This window comes from Streptomyces sp. NPDC002309, assembly GCF_053593375.1.
This window is the reverse complement of sequence record NZ_JBSFCI010000047.1, coordinates 27746-48085: the sequence shown is the minus strand read 5'-3', so window position 1 is coordinate 48085 and position 20340 is coordinate 27746. Positions and strand designations below refer to the sequence as shown.

The following is a 20340-nucleotide window of genomic DNA, read 5'->3' as shown; positions in this document are numbered from 1 at the left end:
CCGGACGGTGGCAGCGGGGCCGGACGGTGGCAGCGGGGCCGGACGGTGACGGCGGGGCCGGACGGTGGCAGCGGGGCCGGACGGTGACGGCGGGGGTCCAACGGCGGCCGGGCGGTGGCGGCGGGTCCGACGGCGGCCGGACGGTGATGGCGGGGTCCGACGGCGGCGGCCGGACGGTGACGAGGGCCCCTGTTCCGGTCTCCCGCGGGCCGTGGGAGGCCGGAACACCGAGCAGTCCCCGTAGGAGCGCTACGCGGTGATCGCCCGTGACCAGCTCGGTGCCGACCCGATGATGCGGCACAGGGCGAGGTAGAGCGGGATCGGCGGGGTGTAGGGGAGGGTGCCGTCGGGGCGGTGGATGAGGCGAGGGGTCTCGGGGACCAGCGCGCCGGTCGCGTAGCGCGCGGGGGCGGGCCACTCCAGGGCGTAGTCCGAGTCGGACGGGACCAGCCACCACCAGTGGGCGTCGTCGGCGTAGACGCAGCCCACACGCGGCAGGCGGGGCAGCACGAGCGGGCCGAAGCGGGCGGGCACCTGTACCGCGTCGCAGCCCAGCGGTGCGGTCATGCCGTCGGGTACGGACAGCCGCGACGACTGTGCCTCCGACCTGCGCAGCCCGCGGCTGAGGCGGACCAGCGTGTCCAGGGTCAGCGCCTGTCCGCCGCCCGGGGCGGCCGTCACAGCCATCGGGTCCCCGTTTCGCCGTGCTCCGGACGGCACTCGCGGACGTGCGCCTCGGCGTCGTCCTCGTCGGAGCCGCCGGAAGGGTCCGGCTCGGGGCGGGCGCCCCAGCCGAGGTCGCCGCGCGCGCCGTCGGCCTGGCGCGGCAGTTCCGCCCAGACCAGCAGGCCGAGGCCGTGTTCATGGGCGCCCCAGGCGCGTGCGAGCGCGTCGACGAGGAGCAGTCCCCTCCCGTGCTCCTCCTCGGCCCTGGCCGCGGACGGGCGGGGCTCACCGCCGGCACGGCCCTGGTCACGCACGGCTATGCGCACCAGGTCGTACTCGTCGTGCAGTTCGCAGACGACGACATCGCTCGCGGTGTGCAGGACGGCGTTGGTGACCAGCTCCGACATCACCAGTGCGGCCGTGTCGCAGGTGTCCTCGCAGACGGCCCAGCCCGTCAGGCGGATTCGCGTCAGGCGTCTGGCCTGCGCGGGAGAGTGCGGATGCGCGGCCACCTCGAAGCGGAACCGGCGCTCGACGGACCCGAAGGGATCGACTGCCAAGGGGTTGACTGCCAAGGGGTTGACTGCCTCCCCCACTCCCGCACCGGCGCGAGCGGAGGGACCTCCATCGGCACCGAGGCCGAGGCGGCCTGCGGTGGCGTCTGTTCCTAAGGGCACGGACGGAATCACGCTTGCCACTATCGCCCTGTCGCGAACAACTTGGCAAGTGTCACTCTGAAAATTGCAGAGTGCTGTGTGACGCGGTGAGTGGTCGTGGCACACTGCTCGCAACAACACGTGATGCGGCGCCAGTTGAGAACCGGAAGGTCGGCCCCGACCTTCGAATAGGTCTTCGAGTGGCGCCGCTGGGCTGTCAGGATTCGTACGGGATTCGTACGGGATTCATGCGGGTCCCGTACGGGACCGCTACGAGGCCCGTACGAGACCCGTACGGGATCGATGCGGCATGAGTACGGGACCGCCGCGGATCGCGCGGTGGTCAGGGTTTCGATGAGCGGAGGTGGAGCGTGAGCGAGCCGCGGTCGGCACCGACGGTCGGCCAGGTCGTCCTCGGCAGGCGCCTGCTCGACCTGCGCGAACGCGCCGGACTCAAACGCGAGGAAGCGGCCCGCGTCCTGCGCGTCGCACCCGCCACCGTCCGCCGCATGGAGACGGCCGAGGTATCCCTCAAGATCCCGTACCTCCAACTGCTCCTGAAGGCGTACGGCGTCCCCGACGACGAGGCCGACGCCTTCGTCCAGCTGGCCGAGGAGGCCAACAAACCCGGCTGGTGGCAGAGGTTCCACGACATCCTGCCCGGCTGGTTCTCGATGTACGTGAGCCTGGAGGGCGCCGCCTCCCTCATCCGCAACTACGAGCCCCACTTCGTGCCGGGGCTCCTGCAGACCGAGGACTACGCGCGCGCGGTCATGCGGTCGGGCGCGGTCGGCCAGACGCAGCCCGACGACATCGAGCGACACGTCGCACTGCGGATGCAGCGCCAGGATCTGCTCACCCGCCGCGACGCGCCGCGGATGTGGGCGGTGCTGGACGAGACCGTGCTGCGCCGCACCGTCGGCGGCCCGGACGTGATGCGTGCCCAGATCGAGCGGCTGCTCGACGCGGCGAGGCTGCCCAACGTCACGTTGCAGGTGGCCCCGTTCGCCACGGGCCCGCACCCCGGCACCTACGGGCCCTTCGTGCTGTTCCGGTTCGCCGTGCCCGAACTTCCGGACATGGTCTACAGCGAGTACCTGACCGGCGCCGTCTATCTGGACGCGCGCGTCGAGGTGGCCACCCACCTGGAGGTCATGGACCGCATGGCGGCGCAGGCCGCCACGGCACATCGCACGAAGGAGATCCTCGAGGATCTCCGCAAGGAGCTGTGAATGGATCGCATCACCCCCCAGCCGGGGCCGCGGGTCCGCACCGAGCGGATCTACAACGGCATGCCCGCCCGGGAACTGGGCAGCGAGGGCTGGCACAAGCCGTGGAGCGGTGGCAACGGGGGCAACTGCCTCGAGGCGATGAAACTCGCCGACGGCCGTATCGCCGTCCGGCAGTCCACCGACCCCGACGGGCCGGCGCTGATCTACACCTCCGACGAGATGACCGCGTTCATCGAGGGTGCCAAGGCGGGGGAAGCGGACTTCTTGCTGTCCTGACGGACTTTGGCCGGGAGTCACGCATCCCCGATTCCCTGTTGAATCAAGAACTGCCTTATTTTGGTGCTGAATTGATCACACATCACGTCCGACGTCCATGGAGCGCCTCATGACCGGGATCGACACCAGCAAGCCCCATCCCGCGCGGATGTACGACTGGTATCTCGGCGGCAAGGACAACTACCCCGTCGACGAGGAGATGGGCCGGCAGATGCTGGCCCTGGACCCCAGGGTGCCGGTGATGGCGCGGGTCAACCGCGCGTTCATGCACCGGGCCACGCGCTGGCTGGCCACGAACGGCGTACGGCAGTTCCTGGACGTCGGCACGGGCATCCCGACCGAGCCCAATCTGCACCAGGTCGCGCAGGCCGTCGCGCCGGAAACACGCGTGGTCTACTGCGACAACGACCCGATCGTGCTGGCCCACGCGGCCGCTCTGCTGCGCGGTACGCCCGAGGGCGTGACCGAGTACCTCCAGGCCGATGTGCGTGATCCGGCCACGATCATCGAGGGGGCCAGGAAGGTCCTGGACCTCAGCCGTCCCGTCGCGCTCTCCCTCGTCGCGCTGCTGCACTTCGTCCCCGACAAGGACGGCGCGCACGAACTGGTCTCGGAACTGCTGTCCGCACTGCCGTCCGGCAGCTATCTGATGATGACGCACGCCACCGCCGACTTCACTCCGGAGGAGTCCGCGGCGGCCACCGAGCGGCTCCGGGCGGCGGGCGTGACGCTGGCGCTGCGCTCACGCGACGAGTTCGCCGGGTTCTTCGACGGGCTGGAACCGGTCGAGCCGGGCGTCGTGGTCGTCCCCGAATGGCGTCCGGAACTGGGGGAGCCCGTGCCCGGTCAGGACGACGGGGTCATCCCGGGGTACGGGGCGGTGGGACGGAAGGCGTAAGCGTCCGCGTCCGTCACACCACCATCGGCCGGTCGTACGGCCCGATCGGCGCGGGCAGTGCCGAACTCCCCGTTAGATAGCGGTCGACGGCCGCCGCCACTGCCCGCCCCTCCGCGATCGCCCAGACGATGAGCGACTGGCCCCGCGCCGCGTCCCCGGCGGCGAAGACGCCCGGGACGTTGGTCGCGAACTCGGCGTCGCGCGCGATCGTGCCACGCGGCTCCATCGCCAGGCCCAGCTGATCGATGAGCCCGTCCTCACGGTCGGGCCCGGAGAATCCGAGCGCGATCAGCGCCATGTCCACGGGAAGGGTGCGTTCGGTGCCGGACACCGGCTGCCGTCGCGCGTCCACCTCCACCAGGTGCAGGGCCCGCACGTGCCCCTCGGTGTCCCCCGAGAAGTGGAGCGTCGACGCGGCGAACAGGCGCGCGTCCGCGTCCGCCGCCGGTGCGGTCCGCAGCTCACCCGCCTCCTCGTGCGCCGCCGACAACCGGTAGATCTTCGGGTACGTCGGCCAGGGCTCCGCGTCGTCGTCACGCTCGGCCCCCGGCAGGGCGTAGATGTCGAGCTGGGTCACCGACGCCGCGCCCTGCCGCACCGCCGTCCCCAGGCAGTCCGCTCCCGTGTCACCGCCGCCGACGATCACGACATGCCTCCCCAGCGCCGACAGCGGCGAGGCTTCGAGATCCCCCTCGCACACCCGGTTCGCCGGCGGCAGGTACTCCATCGCCTGGTGAATGCCCGTCAGCTCGCGTCCTGGTACAGCGAGTTCCCGCCAGGCCGTCGCGCCGGTCGCGATCACCACGGCGTCGTACCGCGCCCGCAGATCCGCCGCCCCCACGTCCCGCCCGACCGCGGTCGACGTACGGAACCTCGTGCCCTCGGCCCGCATCTGCTCCAGCCGTCGTTCCAGATGGTGCTTCTCCATCTTGAACTCGGGGATGCCGTACCGCATCAGCCCGCCGGCCCGGTCGTCCTTCTCGTACACGGCGACGGTGTGCCCCGCCCGGGTCAGTTGCTGTGCCGCCGCCAGCCCCGTGGGTCCCGACCCGATCACCGCGACCGTCCGCCCGCTCAGCCGGTCCGGGGGGCTGGGCCGCGCGAAACCCTCCTCCCAGGCCCGGTCGGCGATCGCGCACTCGACGTTCTTTATGGTGACCGCCGGCTGGTTGATGGCGAGCACGCACCCCGCCTCGCAGGGCGCCGGGCACAACCGGCCCGTGAACTCGGGAAAGTTGTTCGTGGCGTGCAGCCGGTCGCTCGCCGCCCGCCAGTCGTCCCGCGAGACCAGGTCGTTCCACTCCGGTATGAGATTGCCCAAGGGGCACGCCTGGTGGCAGAAGGGGACGCCGCAGTCCATGCAGCGGTCGGCCTGCTGGTTGATGATGGGTAGGAGCGCCCCGGGGACATAGACCTCGTCCCAGTCCCGCACCCGTTCCCCGACCGGCCGCCTGGGCCATTCCTGGCGGGGTGTGGTCATGAAACCCTTGGGATCGGCCATGGCCGGTCTTCCTTGCATCGGGGTACGACGGGCCGTACGTCATCGGCGGCACCCTTTCGGCCACGATACGTCCGGTCGGCCCCCCGCGCAGAGCCCCGGCCTGCGGCTCACACGAGCGCCAGCAGGTACGCCACCACCGCACCGGCCGCGGCGACCGTCCGCACGTGGTTCCACGCCGTCCACTCGCGCACGTACGTCGGCCAGTAGGCGGCGGCCTCCCCGGTGCCCGCCTCCACCTTGGCCAGCGCGTCATTGCGCGGCACGTTCGCCAGCACCGTCACCCCGAAGCACCCGAACAGATACAGCGCGCTGCCCACCAGCAGTTCCACGGCCTCCTCGGCCGGCCACAGCACGAAGGTGACCACCGCGATGACCGCGCAGACCAGCGTCGATCCCAGGAACACGACCATGAACGGCGGCCGCAACGCCGCCACATTGATCGCCTTCATCGCGGCGACTCCCTGCGCGGCCGGCAACGCGGCCAGCCCCCGCATCACGAACGTCGAGAAGCCGCAGAACACCCCCGCCACCAGGCCCGCCCCGACCAGCCCCACGACCGTCAGCACAAAGTACGGCCCGTCGATCACGCCACCCTCTCCTCCCACTTCGTCCTCTCCTCCCACTTCGTCCCGGGCCCCGACCGGCACGCCGGCCCTCCCCGCTCCCCTTCAGCGCATCCCGGCCGACCGACCCGGACCCGTTCCCCGACGCCCCGGGCCCATGAGCGGGCGTCCACGCCACGCGGCCCCCGGGGGGCAGGTACCCGTCATCCCACGGATCCGAGCCCCGCCTCGCGCCACTCCCGCAGCACCGACTGCGCCGCCGCCGCGATCCTGCGCCGCGCCTCGTATCTGTGCACCCCACTCATCAGCAGTTGGTCGTAGGGCGTGTCCATATGCCGCACCGCCGCCACGACCGCCGACGTCACCGCCCCCTCCGTCAGCGCGCGCCCGGCCTGCGACCGCCCCACCCGCCCACTGCCCCGCTGCGAGGCGTAGGCCGCGATCCCCCGAGCCCGCTCCGGAGGACAGCCCGGAAACAGCCGCAGGATCTCCGCAGCGAACGCCTCCGCGAACCGGGAGTCCTCCGCCGCCCTGCGCCGCGCGTCCCGCGCCCGGCGCCTGCGGCGGGCCTCCTCGTCGGCCAGGCAGCGCTCCTCGGCCCGCGCGAGTCCCGCCTCCTCGACGAGGACGCCCTGCCGCTCGTAACGGCTCCGGCGCCGGTTGAACCGCACGACGACCACCGACAGGCAGCTCTCCTCCCGTGCCCTGCGGGTCAGTGCCGTGTCGCCGCGCGGCAGGAACACCAGATGCCCGAGGTCGGCACAGTGGAGGCATCGCGGCGCGCCGTCCTCCATGACGAGCAGCGACAGCGGCCCACGCCGGCACCGGGCGCAGCGCTTCTTCTTCGGTGACTGGACGACCAGGGGAGCGGTACCGGAGCCGTTGAGGGGTCTGATCTCGCCGCCGCCTGCGGACGAGGGAGTCATGCGCACTGCCATGTCCGCTTCATTCCCCCGGCCCCCCGGCCTCCACGCCTGGCCCGGGCGTTCCCGCTTGGTCTCTTCCTTCGGTGTGCCCGCCCCCACGTCCACCCCTGGCCTCGGCGTACCCGCCCCGCCGTTCCCCGTTCCGTCCCGCGGCCCTGGCCGGCACCACCCGCGTATCCGTAATCATGGTCGTGTGCGACTCGAAGCGATCACCTGGGACCGGCTCGTCGACCGCCTCACCGAACGCCTGCTCGGCCTGAGGCCGGCCGACGGCAGCCCCTGGCCGCGCATCGCCTTCGACGGCGCCCCGGCGGCCACCCCGGGCGACCTCGCGGCACGCGTCCACGACGCCCTGCGCACCCGCGGCCGTCCTTCGCTGGTCGTCGGTACGGAGGGCTTCCTGCGTCCGGCGTCCGTCCGTCTGGAGCACGGGCACCAGGACGTGGACGCCTATTACGACGAGTGGTCCGACACCGGAGCCTTGTGGCGAGAGGTGTTCGGTCCCCTCGAGGCGGGCGGCGACGGGCGCGTCCTGCCGGACCTCCTGGACCCCGTCACCGACCGAGCCACCCGCAGTCCGTACGTCCAACTCGCGTCCGGCGGCATCCTGTTGCTGCACGGTCCCCTGCTGCTGCGCCACTGGTTCCCCTTCGACCTGACCGTTCATGTGATGCTCTCCCCGGGTGCCCTGCGCCGCCGCACCCCCGAGGCCGGCCGCTGGACCCTGCCCGCCTTCGAGCGCTACGAGCAGGAGACCGACCCGGCCGGCACCGCCGACGTCCTCGTCCGCGCCGACGACCCGCGCCGCCCGGCGTGGAGCGGCTGACCGTTCCGCCCGGGCCGGAGTCCGGTGACCGGCCCGCGGCGTCGCCGAGATCCTTCCGGACCAGGGCAGGCGCCTTTCGCGCGGGCTCTCGCACACGTACCTCGGCATCGATCCGCCGGGGGAGAAGGACAACGAGGTCCGCGTGATCATCCGCGTGGTCACCGCGGAAGATCGTCCAAGTCTCGGCCCGGGGGCCCCGGGTGCGTGCTCCGGACGGGCCGACGAGAATGTAAGGCGCCGGGACTAGCGGTGTGTTCCGCGCCGCGCCGGCCGTCCGGCACCGGGAGGTACTCCATGACCACTGCCGGAGAGATCATGCACCGGGGCGCCCAGTGGATCCCCGCTCACGAGACCCTGGACCGCGCCGCCCAGCTGATGCGTGAGCTGGGCGTCGGGGCCCTGCCCATCAGCGACGAGAACGAACGGCTCTGCGGCATTCTCACCGACCGCGACATCGTGGTCGGCTGTGTCGCCATGGGGCACGACCCGTCCAAGGTCACCGCGGGCGAGATGGCTCAGGGCACGCCGCGCTGGGTCGACGCGAGCGCCGATGTCGGCGAGGTCCTCCAGGAGATGGAGGATCACCAGATCCGCCGGCTGCCCGTCATCGAGAACAAGCGTCTGGTCGGCATGATCAGCGAGGCCGACCTCGCCCAGCACCTGACGGAGGACCGGATCGCCTCCTGGGCGGAGCGGGTCTACGCCAGGAGCGCGAGCCGCTGACCCCGGGCCTGCCTCACCCGCACCGAGCGGTCACAGCCAGCCGCTGCGCCGGAATCCTCGGTGCAGGACCAGGCAGGCCACCGATATGACGCCGATGACCATGCCGTAACCGTATTTCCAGTGCAGTTCGGGCATGTGGTCGAAGTTCATGCCGTAGGCCCCGCAGACCATCGTGGGTACGGCGACTATCGCGGCCCAGGCCGTGATCTTCCGCATGTCCGCGTTCTGCGCGACCGTGACCTGTGCCAGGTGGGCCTGAAGAATGGAGTTGAGCAGCTCGTCGAACGCGGCGATCTGCTCCGTCGCGCGCATCAGGTGGTCCGAGACGTCACGGAAGTACGCCTGAATCTCCGGATCGACCACCCGCATCGGCCGGTCGGCGAGTTCCAGCAGCGGCCGGCCGAGAGGGACCACGGCCCGCTTGAGTTCCAGTAGTTCACGCTTGAGCTGGTAGATGCGGCCCGGATCCGCGCGTGCGCCGTTCTCCGCGAAGACGTCCGTCTCCACGTGCTCGATGTCCGCCTGCACCGCGTCGATGACGTTCAGATACTCGTCGACGACGTGGTCGGCGACCGCGTGCAGGACCGACGACGGGCCCTTGGTGAGCTGGTGGGGGTCGGCCTCCAGCTCCTCACGCAGCGGGCCCAGCGAGCCGTGCCGCCCGTGCCGCACCGTGATGACGAAGTCCTGGCCGACGAACACCATGATCTCGCCGGTGTTCACCACCTCGCTGGTGGCGGTCAGTTCCTCGTGCTCGACGTAGCAGACCGACTTGAACACCGCGAACAGCGTTTCGCCGTACCGCTCGACCTTCGGGCGCTGGTGGGCCTCGATCGCGTCCTCGACCGCCAGCGGGTGCAGGTCGAAGAGCTCGGCGAGGCCGGCGAACTCCTGGTCGGTCGGCTCGTGCAGCCCGAGCCAGACGAAGCCGGTCCCGCTCTTGCGCACCCGGCGCACCGTCTCGACGAGGTCACTGCCGTGGGTGAGGCGGCTTCCCTCCTCGTAGGCCACACAGTTGACCACCGAGGAGCCCAGCGGGGACCGGGCCGGATGGCTCAGGTCGACCCGCGGGCGCCTCCTGGCCAGCCGTGCGACCCCGCGCAGGCCGCCGACCCTGCCAAGGTTCGTGACTTTCCGCAGATTCCCTGCCATGGACATCTGCATCTCCTCGCGTGGGTCCTCTCGCGCCGTGTTCCTGCGCCTGTCGCGCCAGTGTGCCAGGACCACGTGAGCAGCGGGTAAGCCTGTGGAAACCCCCGATTCCGCTTGGTTCCCGGCTGTGGACGACGGGAGTTGACTCCCTCGGCGACGACCTCGCCGCCGACGCCGTCGTGCGCGCCGCGTTGTAGACCACACGTCGTAGCCGACTCGTCCTACCGGAGCGTCACCACTGGGACAAGTAGGACAAGTGGGATGATCGGGGTATGACGCTAACCGAGAACAGCTATCGGTCCGACAGCCACCGGTCCCGGGTGGTCTCGTTCGCCGACGCCCTCGCAAGTCTCTTCGACCCGACGACGTTCCGGCACTTCGAAGCGCTCGGCGTCGGGCCCGGCTGGCGTTGCTGGGAGGTCGCGGGCGGTTCCTCCGTGGAGTCCTGGCTGGCCAAACGGGTCGGCCCCACGGGCAAGATCGTCGTGACCGACACCGACGGTTCGTGGGCCTCGGGCCCGTCGCGCTCGCCGGTCGAGCGGCGCGTGCATGACCTGGGGGCGCAGGAGCCGCCGGGGGAGGGGTTCGACCTGGTGCACGCCCGACTCGCGCTCGTTCATGTGCCCGACCGCGAGCGGGCGTTGCGGTCGATGGTCAAGGCGTTGCGACCCGGTGGCCGGCTCCTCGTCGAGGACACCGACCCCGCTCTGCAACCCCTGCTCTGCCCCGACGAGTCGGGTCCGGAGGAGCAATTGGCGAACCGGATGCGGCACGGCCTGCACAGGCTCCTCGCCGGGCAGGGCACCGACCTCGCGAACGGCCGACGGCTGCCGAGTCTGCTCCGTGCCTCCGGTATGGTCCGCGTCCAGGCCGACGCCTACTTCCCGGTCGCGGCTCCGTCCTGCGCCGACCTGGAGGCCGCGACGATCCGTCAGGTACGGGGAGAGCTCGTCGCGGGGAAGTTCGCCACCGACCAGGACGTCGAGCAGCATCTGGCGAACATCGCGTCCGGCGCGATGGATCTGGCGGCCGCTCCGATGATTTCGGCGTGGGGACGTAAAGGGTAGAGGTGCGCCGGTCGCCCGCCCCGGTCCGGTGGCGGGTGCGGTCGGCCGGCGGGGGATCAGACCCCGCTCACCCGAGGGCCGGTCCCACGGGCGGCCTCCCTCCAGTCCGTTCCACCGCCCGCGCCCCCGCCGCGCACCCCTCCGCCGCTGCCGCCTCCGGCCCGGCGCCCGCGATCAGGGCGGCGAGAAAGGCCCCGGTGAAGGCGTCACCGGCACCCGTCGTGTCCCGGGGTGTGGCCGGTACGGCGGGGACCCGCGCGCACACCGCGCCGGACCGGGCCACCAGCGCACCGTCCGCGCCCTGTTTGGCCACCACCAGCGGGACCTGACGGCTCAGCTTCGCCGCCGCGTCGGCCGCGTCCGGCAACCCGGTGAGCAGGCGGGCCTCGTCCCGGCTGGGCAGCAGTACCTCGACGCCGTCGGCGAGCGCGAGGAACCTGTCCACCCCCAGCTCCACGAGGAACCCGGCCGACGCCGGATCCATGCTGGCCGGCACCCCCCGTGCGCGTGCCGCCGCCAGGGCCACCGCCACCAGCGCCCGGCCGGTCTCGGAGAAGAGCAGGTAACCGGACAGATGCAGTCGTGCGACGCCGTCGAGCAGCGCGTCCGTCCAGTCCCCGGGACCGAGTCGCAACGCGGCGCCGCTGTCGGTGAGGAACGTCCGCTCGGCCGCGGCGTCCGAGTCCACCAGGCAGATCACCGTCCCGGTCGGCGCCTGCGGGTCGACCACCAGATGGGCACGGACCCCCGCCGCGTTCAGCGCCTGTTCGTGCCACGCCGCCGCGTCCGGTCCGACCCGCCCCAGCAGCCGCACGTCCGCGCACCCCCAACGGGCGGCCCAGCAGGCCACGTTGGCTCCCGCGCCCCCGGGCAGCGTCCGGATCACGGCAGCCGTGTCCGTGCCCCCGGCCAGCGGTCCCCGGTGCCGGGCCACGACGTCCGTCACCACGTCCCCGACGACCAGCAGAGCGCCGCCCGGCGCTCCGGGCCTCGGCCCGCTCACGCCCCGGCCCAGGCCGTCGCGATCCGTGCCGCCAGCCGTACGTTGCCGCGCACCGCGGCCAGATTGGCGCTCAGCGAGGCACCGTCGGTGTGCCGCACCAGATGGTCGAGCAGGAACGGTGTGACGGCCTGTCCGGTGACGCCCTCCGCCTCGCACGCGCGCAGCGCGTCGGCCAGCACGCGCGCGTGCAGTCCGGGATCGAGCTGTTCCGCCTCCGGCACCGGGTTGGCGACGATCAGCGCCGACTCCGGTCCGCCGACCGCGTCCTGGGCCCGCATCACGTCGGCCACCTGCCGAGGGCTGTCCAGTGTCCAGTCCACGGGATGCCCGGAGTCCGAGAGATAGAAGCCGGGGAAGCGGTCCGTGCCGTAGCCGGCCACGGCGACGCCCAGCGTCTCCAGCCGCTGCAGCGTCGCCGGCACGTCCAGGATCGACTTCACGCCCGCGCACACGACCGTGATCCGGGTACGCGCCAGCAGACCCAGGTCGGCGGACTCGTCCTGCGTCATCGTCCACTGTCGGTGCACCCCGCCGAGCCCGCCCGTCGCGAACACCCGCACCCCCGCGAGCACCGCGAGCAGCGCCGTCGCGGACACCGTGGTGGCCCCGCTCGCCCCGGCGGCCACGGCGAGCGGCAGGTCGCGGTGGCCCAGCTTGCGGATGCCGTCCTCGTTCGCGATCCGTTCCAGCTGTTCCTTGTCCAGGCCGACCCGGGGCCGCCCGTCCAGCACGGCGATCGTGGCGGGTACGGCGCCCTCCTGCCGTACCGCCTCCTCCAGCTCCAGCGCCACCCGCAGATTGCGTGGCCGTGGCAGCCCGTGCGCGATGATCGTGGATTCCAGCGCCACCACGGGCCGCCGCGCGTGGACCGCCTCCCGCACCTCTTCGGACACCACCAGCGTCACGCGCCCGCCTCCTGTCAGTCGGTCTTCCCTCATCCCTGGCGACCGGCGCGCCCCGTCAAACCCTTGCGGCCGGTCCCGCACGGCACCGGCCCTCGGTCCGGTCCCGCACGGCACCGGACCGAGGGCTTCGGGGCGCGTCACCACGCCTGAGTGGTCCGCAGTCGCGCGCGGGTGGGTCCCCCGGCCGCCGGGCCCGTCTCAGAACAGCGGCTCGGGCAGCACGCCCTCCAGCGCGAGCAGCTTCCGCTTGGTCTCCAGACCGCCGCCGAATCCGCCGATGCCGCCGTCGCTCTCCACGACCCGGTGGCAGGGCACGACCACCGGCAGGGGGTTGGCGCCCATCGCCGTCCCCACCGCCTGGGCGGCGCCCGGCTGACCGACCCGGGCGGCCAGGTCGCCGTACCCGACGACCGTGCCGTACGGCACGCCGGTCGCCAGCTCGCGCAGCACCTCGCGGTGGAAGCCGGAGATCAGCGACCAGTCCAGCGGCAGCTCGAAAGCGTGGCGGTCGCCCGACAGATAGGCCCGGACCTGCCGTATCGCCTCGGTCAGCAGCGGGGAGCCGGGTGCCTCGACCGGCTCGACGCCCAGCCGGGACGCCAGCCGGTCGAGCGCCTTGTCGCGCACCGGGTCCGTGGCGTGGAACACGACGTTGACCAGGCCCACGCCGGTCGCCGCCAGCAGCAGCGGGCCGATGTCACCGGTGACGACGTCCCACACGACCTGGTGCTCGTACTGCCCATGGCTGTCCATGCGCCCACCGTACGGCTCGCCACTGACAACGCCCCGCGCACTCCGGTGCCGGGACGTCACCGCCCGCCGAGCGCGTCCCGTACGACGTCGGGCCTGTTCGAGATGACCCCGTCGACGCCGTACGCGGCGACCTCGCGGGCCGTCGCGGCGTCGTCGACGGTCCAGGTGAAGACCTCCAGCGGCCTGCCGTGCGCGCCGGTGACCGCGTGCACGGCGGAGACGTAGTCGGCCGTCAGGGACTCGTGGGAGGGGTTGATCTGGTCGACGAAGCGCGCGTGGTCCCGGATCCGGGCCAGGGACGGGGTGCCGAGGAAGCCCGTCTTCACCGCGGGCTCGATCTCCTGCACGATACGCAGGCTGTCCGCGCCGAAGCTCTGCACGATCAGGCGGTCCGCCAGGTGCCGCGCGTCCAGCCATCCCTCGTCGCCGAGCACCTTCAGCGTCTCCCGCTCGATGCCCGGGTACAGCTCCGGCTGCTTGATCTCCAGGAGCAGCCTCTGCCGATGGTGCTCGACGCGGCGCACATACTCCGTGAGCGTCGGCACGCGCGCGCCCGCGTGATCGGCCCCGAACCAGCTCCCCGCGTCCAGGCGGGCGATCTCGGCGGCGGTGAAGTCCTCGACGCGCCACGGCGCCCGGCCGGGGAAGACCTGCCGCACGTCGGTGGTGCGCCGCAGACTCTCGTCGTGCAGGACCACGAGCTCGCCGTCCTTGGTGCGCTGCACGTCGTTCTCGACCCACTCGACGCCCAGCTCGGCGGCCTTGTCGACGGCGGCCAGGGTGTTCTCCGGCGCGTAGGCGGACGCGCCCCGGTGGGCGGTCACCACGGGTGACCCCTCCCCGCCGCCGTCGGCCGCCGCGCCGTGGGCCGGGAACAGCACGGCGATGCTCCCCAGGAGCGCGGTGGTCGTGGCGGCAACTGCGCGCGCGTGCATGCCTGCTCCTCTCGTCGATGCCGTCATGGAAAGGATCCACCCTGGCAGCGGAGGGCCAACGAGAGTGGTGTACAGGATGGACGCAGATTGAATGGAGTTGCCCGAGACCACTCACCGGTACGGCACAACTGGGGCAGAGCCGTGTTTCTTTGCCGGATAGTCGTTCGACCATTCCGGTGCGAGTCATACTCTCTGCGTCAACCCTGACCGCTCGGGCGGTTCTGGGAGGGGGAGCATTCCAGGGTATTCCGGGACGGAACGGGGCGGAAAGGCAGCCGCGCATGCAGGGCACGGTCGATGGATTCAGCTACGGCCTCGTCACACCGGTGGTGGCCTTCGTCATGGCCTGCCTCGGCGGTGCCCTCGGCCTGCGCTGCACCACCAGGGCGCAGCTGGTGGGCGGGCCCTGGCGCCCCGGCTGGCTGGCCCTCGGCTCCCTGGCGATCGGATCCGGCGTCTGGACCATGCACTTCATCGGGATGATGGGCTTCACGGTCCAGGAGGCCCCGATCCACTACGACAAGCCCCTCACGTACGCCAGCCTGGGCGTCGCCATCCTGATGGTGGGTGTCGGGATATTCATCGTCGGCTACCGCGGCGCCTCCGGCACGGCCCTGTTCACCGGCGGCACCATCACCGGTCTGGGCATCGCGTCCATGCACTACCTGGGCATGGCCGGGCTGGAGCTGGACGGAAAGCTGGAGTACAACACGGTCACCGTCGCCGTGTCGGTGCTCATCGCCATGGCCGCCGCCACCGCCGCCCTGTGGGCGGCCGGGCAGGTGAGAGGGCTCCTGTGGAGCGTGGGCGCGAGCCTCGTCATGGGTCTCGCGGTCAGCGGCATGCACTACACGGGCATGGCGGCCCTCAAGGTCCATGTGCACGGCACCGCCGGCCCCGCCACCGGTGACGCGCCCGCCGCGCTGCTCGCTCCCATGCTCATCGGCCCGCTCGCCCTGCTGTGCCTCGCGGGCGTCGTCGTCCTGTGCGACCCGTTGATGATCATGGGCAGGCCTCCCCGGCCCCTCCCCGACCACAAGCCCGGCGTCCCGGCCCATGTGCCGCACCAGACCCGCCGCATCGCGCTCCGCACCCGCCGCACACCGGCCCGCAGCGGTTCCCGAACCCCGCAGAACCGCTGATCGGAGCCCGTTGTCAGTGGGGGGTCGTACGGTTGATGCCATGCGGCCCGTTTCCAGCATCGAACGCACGGTGGCGCCCTTCGAGGTCGTCAGTTCCTACCAGCCCAACGGCGACCAGCCGGCGGCCATCGCCGACCTCGCCCGGCGCATCGAAGCCGGTGAGAAGGACGTCGTGCTGCTCGGCGCGACCGGCACCGGCAAGTCGGCCACCACCGCGTGGATGATCGAGAAGCTCCAGCGCCCCACCCTGGTGATGGCGCCGAACAAGACGCTCGCCGCCCAGCTGGCGAACGAGTTCCGCGAGCTCCTGCCGAACAACGCCGTCGAGTACTTCGTCTCGTACTACGACTACTACCAGCCCGAGGCGTACGTCCCGCAGTCGGACACCTACATCGAGAAGGACTCCTCGATCAACGAGGAGGTCGAGCGCCTGCGGCACTCGGCGACGAACTCGCTGCTGACCCGCCGCGACGTGATCGTCGTCGCCTCGGTGTCCTGCATCTACGGCCTCGGTACACCTCAGGAGTACGTCGACCGCATGGTGCCGCTGCGCATCGGCGACGAGATCGACCGCGACCAGCTGCTGCGCCGGTTCGTCGACATCCAGTACACGCGCAACGACCTGGCCTTCACCCGGGGCACCTTCCGGGTCCGCGGCGACACCATCGAGATCTTCCCGGTCTACGAGGAGCTGGCCGTCCGCATCGAGATGTTCGGCGACGAGATCGAGGCGCTGTCCACGCTGCACCCGCTCACGGGCGAGATCGTCAGCGACGACCAGCAGCTGTATGTCTTCCCGGCCACCCACTACGTCGCGGGCCCCGAGCGCATGGAGCGGGCCGTCAACGACATCGAGAAGGAGCTGGCGGAGCGGCTCGGCGAGCTGGAGAAGCAGGGCAAGCTCCTGGAGGCCCAGCGGCTGCGGATGCGCACGACGTACGACCTCGAGATGCTCCGCCAGATCGGCTCCTGCTCCGGCGTCGAGAACTACTCGATGCACTTCGACGGCCGCCTCCCGGGCTCGGCGCCGAACACGCTGCTGGACTACTTCCCCGAGGACTTCCTCCTCGTGATCGACGAGTCGCACGTCACGGTGCCGCAGATCGGCGCCATGTACGAGGGCGACGCCTCCCGCAAGCGCACCCTCGTGGACCACGGGTTCCGGCTGCCCTCGGCCCTCGACAACCGACCGCTGAAGTGGGAGGAGTTCCAGCAGCGCATCGGTCAGGCCGTCTACCTCTCGGCGACGCCGGGCCAGTACGAGCTGTCCCGCTCCGACGGTGTCGTCGAGCAGATCATCCGGCCCACCGGTCTGATCGACCCGGAGGTCGTGGTCAAGCCCACCGAGGGTCAGATCGACGACCTGGTGCACGAGATCCGCACGCGCGTGGACAAGGACGAGCGCGTCCTGGTCACCACGCTCACCAAGAAGATGGCCGAGGACCTCACCGACTACTTCCTGGAGCTCGGCATCCATGTCCGCTACCTGCACAGCGATGTGGACACCCTGCGCCGCGTCGAGCTGCTGCGGGAACTGCGCGCGGGCGAGTTCGACGTCCTGATCGGCATCAACCTCCTCAGGGAGGGCCTCGACCTCCCCGAGGTCTCCCTGGTGGCGATCCTCGACGCCGACAAGGAGGGCTTCCTGCGCTCCGGGACCTCGCTGATCCAGACCATCGGCCGCGCGGCGCGCAACGTCTCGGGTCAGGTCCACATGTACGCCGACAAGATCACCCCGGCGATGGAGAAGGCCATCGACGAGACCAACCGGCGCCGGGAGAAGCAGGTCGCGTACAACACGGCGAACGGCATCGACCCGCAGCCGCTGCGCAAGAAGATCAACGACATCGTCGCGCAGATCGCACGCGAGGACGTCGACACCGAGCAGTTGCTCGGCACGGGCTACCGCCAGTCCCGCAAGGACGGCCGCGGCACGAGGGCCCCCGTGCCCTCCCTGAAGGAGCACGCGGTCAAGGACGCGAAGCCCGCGAAGCGGGCCAAGGGCAAGGCCAAGGAGACCGTGCCGACCGACCGCCCCGCCGCTGAACTCTCCGAGCAGATCGAGGAGCTGACGGAGCGCATGCGCGCCGCCGCCGCGGACCTGCAGTTCGAGATCGCGGCGCGGCTGCGCGACGAGGTGTCGGAGATGAAGAAGGAACTGCGTCAGATGAGGGAGGCGGGCCTGGCCTGACGGGCCGGGGGGACCGCTGGGATCTGGCGGCGGCTGCGCTGTGTTGCAAGACCGACACAAAGTTCGGAGCGCAGTACGTCACTGTCAGTGCCCCTGCGTAAGGTGCTCGTCATCCGCGGCTTCGCGGCAACAGGGGAATGCTCGAGAGGGGAATCAGCGCGTGACCGTCAACATGACCAAGGGTCAGGCCATCAGTCTGCAGAAGAACGACGGCGGCACCCTGACCGCGGTGCGCATGGGTCTCGGCTGGCAGGCGGCCCCGCGGCGCGGCCTGTTCGGCTCGCGCACGCGGGAGATCGACCTCGACGCCTCCGCCGTCCTGTTCGCGGACAAGCAGCCGGTCGACGTCGTCTTCTTCCGTCACCTGGTGAGCGACGACGGCTCGGTCCGCCACACCGGCGACAACCTGGTCGGCGGTGTCGGCCAGGGCGGCGACGACGAGGCCATCCTCGTCGACCTGCAGCGCCTCCCGGTCCACATCGACCAGATCGTGTTCACCGTGAACTCGTTCACGGGCCAGACCTTCCAGGAGGTGCAGAACGCCTTCTGCCGCCTCGTCGACGAGACCAACGGCCAGGAGCTCGCCCGCTACACGCTCGCCGGCGGCGGCGCGTACACGGCGCAGATCATGGCGAAGGTGCACCGCTCGGGCACGGGCTGGTCCATGACGGCCCTGGGCACCCCGGCCAACGGCCGCACCTTCCAGGACCTGATGCCGTCGGTCCTGCCGCTCCTCTGAGACGGCGGGCCGAGGGCCTGAGAGAGCGGCGCACGACAACAACAGTCATACAGGGGGATTGAGGCGATGACGGCCGAGCTGGTGCGGGGGCAGAACCATCCGCTCTCCCAGGCCCGCCTGGAGATCAGGGTCTCGGCCGGCAAGCCGATCGTGGCCGTGGCCACGCTCAGCGACGAGCGGGGCAAGGTCCAGGACACGGAGCGGGTGGCCCATCCGGGCACACCCACCCTGCCGGGCCTCGAACTGCCCCGCCAGGCGGCGGCGGCCCACCGCCTCGCGGTGGACCTGGACGCGATGCCGGACACCGTGCATCGCGTCCATGTGCTGCTCGCCCTGCCCACCGGCGTCGGGGGGCCGAGTCGCTTCGGTGCCGTGGCCGCCCCCTTCGTCGCGGTCACCGGGCTGGACGGCACCGAGGTCGCCAGCTACACCGTCACCGGCCTGGAGGCCGAGACGGCCGTGGTCGCCCTGGAGCTGTACCGCCGCCAGGGAGCCTGGAAGGTGCGGGCCGTCGGTCAGGGCTATGCCGGCGGTCTCGCCGAACTCTTCACCGACCAGGGCGTTCCCCAGGCGCACGAGCTCGCCGGCGCCATCAACGACGCGGTCGCCCAGGGCATGGCCCGCTCGGTGGCGGCGCCCCCGCCCCGTACGGCGGACGGCGACCGCACCCGCCGGACCGCGGCACCCACCCGCGACCAGGACCCCGGCGGCTCGCCGTACGGCACCCGGACGCCGCAGGGCACCCCGCCGGGGCGCGCGGGCTACCCGGGAGGCCCGGTGCCCCCCGACGCGCCCACGCCCTCCGACCCCTCCGCGCTCACCCAGCCGTCGGCACCCGCGGGCGGCCCCATCGACTACAACCACCCGCGCCGCCGGAACTCGGCGCCGCCCCCGCCCCCGCCGCAGGCACCTCCCGCCGCGCCCGGTCAGCCCGCCCGGCCCGTCGCGGGCGACGCGACCGGCTGGTCCATGGACGAGCGGCTCTACAACCAGGTGTGGGGCATGTTCGAGGACCTGGCCCGCACCGCCGCCGCCTACCGCAGCGCCGTGGACTTCGCCGAGTCGCGCATGGACAAGGAGCTGGAAGCGGTCCTGTCCGACCCGCGCAGCCGGATCGGCGGACAGGCCGACGCCGCGCGTGAGGCGGCCCGCGCCCGGCACAGCCGGCTCGTCGACGAGGCCCGGCAGGCCTTCGACCGTGACGTCGCCCAGCTGACCGCCGAGAGCGATGTCGTCGAGCCGGCGCTGCCACCGGCCTTCGCCCGCTGGGACAATCCCGTCTGGCACGAGTACCGCGTGCCGATGGAGATGCCCATGGCCCTGCGCCTGGGCGACCTGCATCTGCCCGAGTCCGCCGAGCTGCGCGTGCCGATGCTGGTCCGGCTGCCGTTGGAGCGCGGTCTGTGGATCGACAGCGGACGGGGCGGTTCGTCCGACGGGATGTTCCACGACGCCCACGACCTGCGGCGTCTGGCGATGGAATCGGCGGTGGCGCATGTGGCGCGGCTGCTCGCCGTGCACCCGGCGGGTGAGTTCACCGTGTACGTCATCGACCCCGCGGGATCCGGCGCGCAGCCGCTGGTCCCGCTGGTGCGCAGCGGCGTGCTCGCGGCGCCGCCGGCGGTCGGTGCCGCGGGGGTGGCCGACGTCCTGGGCAGGCTCACCCAGCGCGTCGACCTGGTGCAGATGGCGGTGCGCGGTGGTGCGGCCGACGCCCTTCCGCCCGGCTTCGACACCTCCCAGAACCTGGTGCTGGTCAACGACTTTCCGCACGGCTTCGACGACCGGGCCATCACCCGGCTGCGCTATCTGGCCGACGAGGGCCCGGCCGTGGGCGTCCACCTCATGATGGTCGCGGACCGGGAGGACGCCGCCGCGTACGGACCGCTGCTGGACCCGCTGTGGCGTTCGCTGCTGCGGCTGACGCCTGTGCCCGACGATCACCTCGCCGACCCCTGGGTGGGCCACGCCTGGACCTACGAGCCCTCGCTCGTGCCGCCCGGGAGCCAGGTGCTCCAGCAGGTGCTGGGCCTGGTCGCGGCCGCCCGCACCAAACATCGGTAAAGCGCCCCTGAACTGGGCACTTGGTCTTCGCTTTGCCAATCGCTTTACCGTTCCTTGGTGATTGGGGTACTGTCTTCCGTACGGAGGGGAGTACTCCCTGACTACTGCGGCGTACCCGTCAA

The 20340-nt window shown here is 71.7% G+C and carries 20 protein-coding genes; 10 read left to right on the top strand and 10 right to left on the bottom strand.

Annotated elements, in window-relative coordinates; genetic code table 11:
• Positions 1-249 precede the first annotated feature (249 nt).
• Both ACWCPM_RS29910 and ACWCPM_RS29905 read right to left on the bottom strand, forming a co-directional pair.
• Positions 250-687: a hypothetical protein gene (locus ACWCPM_RS29910; protein WP_450979379.1), complete on the bottom strand. Its 438-nt coding sequence runs from the start codon at positions 685-687 to the stop codon at positions 250-252.
• Positions 678-1355, bottom strand: coding sequence for an ATP-binding protein (locus ACWCPM_RS29905; RefSeq protein ID WP_450979378.1), 678 nt, complete (start codon positions 1353-1355; stop codon positions 678-680). The genes ACWCPM_RS29910 and ACWCPM_RS29905 overlap by 10 nt, the downstream gene beginning before the upstream one ends.
• Positions 1356-1693: 338 nt before the next feature.
• Here ACWCPM_RS29905 and ACWCPM_RS29900 point away from each other — a divergent pair, with 338 nt between their 5' ends.
• The 3 genes from ACWCPM_RS29900 (at position 1694) to ACWCPM_RS29890 (ending at position 3728) form a co-directional block, all read left to right on the top strand.
• The gene (locus tag ACWCPM_RS29900; protein ID WP_450979377.1) at positions 1694-2554 is read left to right on the top strand and encodes a helix-turn-helix domain-containing protein; all 861 of its coding nucleotides are present in this window, start codon (positions 1694-1696) and stop codon (positions 2552-2554) included.
• Positions 2555-2830: a DUF397 domain-containing protein gene (locus ACWCPM_RS29895; RefSeq protein WP_450979376.1), complete on the top strand. Its 276-nt coding sequence runs from the start codon at positions 2555-2557 to the stop codon at positions 2828-2830. It begins immediately after the preceding gene.
• A 97-nt stretch (positions 2831-2927) separates the two neighbouring features.
• The gene (locus ACWCPM_RS29890; protein WP_450979375.1) at positions 2928-3728 is read left to right on the top strand and encodes an SAM-dependent methyltransferase; all 801 of its coding nucleotides are present in this window, start codon (positions 2928-2930) and stop codon (positions 3726-3728) included.
• Between the two features lie 13 nt (positions 3729-3741).
• Here ACWCPM_RS29890 and ACWCPM_RS29885 read toward each other — a convergent pair whose 3' ends face one another.
• From ACWCPM_RS29885 to ACWCPM_RS29875, 3 genes are all read right to left on the bottom strand, one after another.
• Positions 3742-5229, bottom strand: a complete 1488-nt coding sequence (locus ACWCPM_RS29885; RefSeq protein ID WP_450979374.1) for a glutamate synthase subunit beta — start codon at positions 5227-5229, stop codon at positions 3742-3744.
• A gap of 107 nt (positions 5230-5336) precedes the next feature.
• Positions 5337-5816 (bottom strand): anthrone oxygenase family protein, encoded by a 480-nt coding sequence (locus ACWCPM_RS29880; protein ID WP_450979373.1) that lies wholly within the window; start codon positions 5814-5816, stop codon positions 5337-5339.
• Between the two features lie 179 nt (positions 5817-5995).
• Complete coding sequence (locus ACWCPM_RS29875; RefSeq protein WP_450979382.1) at positions 5996-6718, bottom strand: DUF2293 domain-containing protein; 723 nt, start codon at positions 6716-6718, stop codon at positions 5996-5998.
• 193 nt (positions 6719-6911) lie between these two features.
• On the opposite strand from ACWCPM_RS29875, the gene ACWCPM_RS29870 reads away from it, so the two are divergent.
• Together ACWCPM_RS29870 and ACWCPM_RS29865 are read left to right on the top strand one after the other, a co-directional pair.
• Positions 6912-7544: a uridine kinase gene (locus ACWCPM_RS29870; protein WP_450979372.1), complete on the top strand. Its 633-nt coding sequence runs from the start codon at positions 6912-6914 to the stop codon at positions 7542-7544.
• A 294-nt stretch (positions 7545-7838) separates the two neighbouring features.
• Entirely contained in the window at positions 7839-8267 is a 429-nt protein-coding gene (locus tag ACWCPM_RS29865) for a CBS domain-containing protein (RefSeq protein WP_450979371.1), read from the top strand.
• A gap of 30 nt (positions 8268-8297) precedes the next feature.
• Here ACWCPM_RS29865 and ACWCPM_RS29860 read toward each other — a convergent pair whose 3' ends face one another.
• Positions 8298-9425, bottom strand: a complete 1128-nt coding sequence (locus ACWCPM_RS29860) for a magnesium and cobalt transport protein CorA (protein ID WP_450979370.1) — start codon at positions 9423-9425, stop codon at positions 8298-8300.
• A gap of 266 nt (positions 9426-9691) precedes the next feature.
• On the opposite strand from ACWCPM_RS29860, the gene ACWCPM_RS29855 reads away from it, so the two are divergent.
• Positions 9692-10486, top strand: coding sequence for a methyltransferase domain-containing protein (locus ACWCPM_RS29855; protein ID WP_450979369.1), 795 nt, complete (start codon positions 9692-9694; stop codon positions 10484-10486).
• Positions 10487-10553: 67 nt separating this feature from the next.
• On the opposite strand, the gene ACWCPM_RS29850 is transcribed toward ACWCPM_RS29855, so the two are convergent.
• From ACWCPM_RS29850 to ACWCPM_RS29835, 4 genes are all read right to left on the bottom strand, one after another.
• Positions 10554-11501, bottom strand: a complete 948-nt coding sequence (locus ACWCPM_RS29850; RefSeq protein ID WP_450979381.1) for a carbohydrate kinase family protein — start codon at positions 11499-11501, stop codon at positions 10554-10556.
• A complete protein-coding gene (locus ACWCPM_RS29845; protein ID WP_450979368.1) occupies positions 11486-12427 on the bottom strand; it encodes a pseudouridine-5'-phosphate glycosidase in 942 nt (313 codons plus the stop codon). The genes ACWCPM_RS29850 and ACWCPM_RS29845 overlap by 16 nt, the downstream gene beginning before the upstream one ends.
• 165 nt (positions 12428-12592) lie before the next feature.
• Complete coding sequence (locus ACWCPM_RS29840; RefSeq protein ID WP_450979367.1) at positions 12593-13147, bottom strand: methylated-DNA--[protein]-cysteine S-methyltransferase; 555 nt, start codon at positions 13145-13147, stop codon at positions 12593-12595.
• Positions 13148-13203: 56 nt separating this feature from the next.
• The gene (locus ACWCPM_RS29835; protein ID WP_450979366.1) at positions 13204-14082 is read right to left on the bottom strand and encodes a glycerophosphodiester phosphodiesterase; all 879 of its coding nucleotides are present in this window, start codon (positions 14080-14082) and stop codon (positions 13204-13206) included.
• Between the two features lie 281 nt (positions 14083-14363).
• Between ACWCPM_RS29835 and ACWCPM_RS29830 the strand changes: the two genes are divergently transcribed.
• From ACWCPM_RS29830 to ACWCPM_RS29815, 4 genes are all read left to right on the top strand, one after another.
• Complete coding sequence (locus ACWCPM_RS29830) at positions 14364-15224, top strand: MHYT domain-containing protein (protein ID WP_450979365.1); 861 nt, start codon at positions 14364-14366, stop codon at positions 15222-15224.
• A gap of 40 nt (positions 15225-15264) precedes the next feature.
• The gene (gene uvrB, locus ACWCPM_RS29825) at positions 15265-17415 is read left to right on the top strand and encodes an excinuclease ABC subunit UvrB (RefSeq protein ID WP_450979364.1); all 2151 of its coding nucleotides are present in this window, start codon (positions 15265-15267) and stop codon (positions 17413-17415) included.
• A 160-nt stretch (positions 17416-17575) separates the two neighbouring features.
• The gene (locus tag ACWCPM_RS29820) at positions 17576-18154 is read left to right on the top strand and encodes a TerD family protein (RefSeq protein ID WP_401676182.1); all 579 of its coding nucleotides are present in this window, start codon (positions 17576-17578) and stop codon (positions 18152-18154) included.
• Between the two features lie 66 nt (positions 18155-18220).
• Positions 18221-20218 carry a TerD family protein gene (locus tag ACWCPM_RS29815; RefSeq protein ID WP_450979363.1) on the top strand — a complete coding sequence of 666 codons (1998 nt, stop codon included), beginning with the start codon at positions 18221-18223 and terminating at the stop codon, positions 20216-20218.
• Positions 20219-20340 lie beyond the last annotated feature (122 nt).

Bases quoted from the DNA above. Each gene is read 5' to 3' on its own strand.
- ACWCPM_RS29910 (WP_450979379.1), bottom strand. From the start codon at position 687: ATGGCTGTGACGGCCGCCCCGGGCGGCGGACAGGCGCTGACCCTGGAC.
- ACWCPM_RS29895 (WP_450979376.1), top strand. From the start codon at position 2,555: ATGGATCGCATCACCCCCCAGCCGGGGCCGCGGGTCCGCACCGAGCGG.
- ACWCPM_RS29890 (WP_450979375.1), top strand. From the start codon at position 2,928: ATGGAGCGCCTCATGACCGGGATCGACACCAGCAAGCCCCATCCCGCG.
- ACWCPM_RS29885 (WP_450979374.1), bottom strand. From the start codon at position 5,229: ATGGCCGATCCCAAGGGTTTCATGACCACACCCCGCCAGGAATGGCCC.
- ACWCPM_RS29875 (WP_450979382.1), bottom strand. From the start codon at position 6,718: ATGACTCCCTCGTCCGCAGGCGGCGGCGAGATCAGACCCCTCAACGGC.
- ACWCPM_RS29865 (WP_450979371.1), top strand. From the start codon at position 7,839: ATGACCACTGCCGGAGAGATCATGCACCGGGGCGCCCAGTGGATCCCC.
- ACWCPM_RS29860 (WP_450979370.1), bottom strand. From the start codon at position 9,425: ATGTCCATGGCAGGGAATCTGCGGAAAGTCACGAACCTTGGCAGGGTC.
- ACWCPM_RS29855 (WP_450979369.1), top strand. From the start codon at position 9,692: ATGACGCTAACCGAGAACAGCTATCGGTCCGACAGCCACCGGTCCCGG.
- ACWCPM_RS29845 (WP_450979368.1), bottom strand. From the start codon at position 12,427: ATGAGGGAAGACCGACTGACAGGAGGCGGGCGCGTGACGCTGGTGGTG.
- ACWCPM_RS29840 (WP_450979367.1), bottom strand. From the start codon at position 13,147: ATGGACAGCCATGGGCAGTACGAGCACCAGGTCGTGTGGGACGTCGTC.
- ACWCPM_RS29835 (WP_450979366.1), bottom strand. From the start codon at position 14,082: ATGCACGCGCGCGCAGTTGCCGCCACGACCACCGCGCTCCTGGGGAGC.
- ACWCPM_RS29830 (WP_450979365.1), top strand. From the start codon at position 14,364: ATGCAGGGCACGGTCGATGGATTCAGCTACGGCCTCGTCACACCGGTG.
- uvrB (WP_450979364.1), top strand. From the start codon at position 15,265: ATGCGGCCCGTTTCCAGCATCGAACGCACGGTGGCGCCCTTCGAGGTC.
- ACWCPM_RS29815 (WP_450979363.1), top strand. From the start codon at position 18,221: ATGACGGCCGAGCTGGTGCGGGGGCAGAACCATCCGCTCTCCCAGGCC.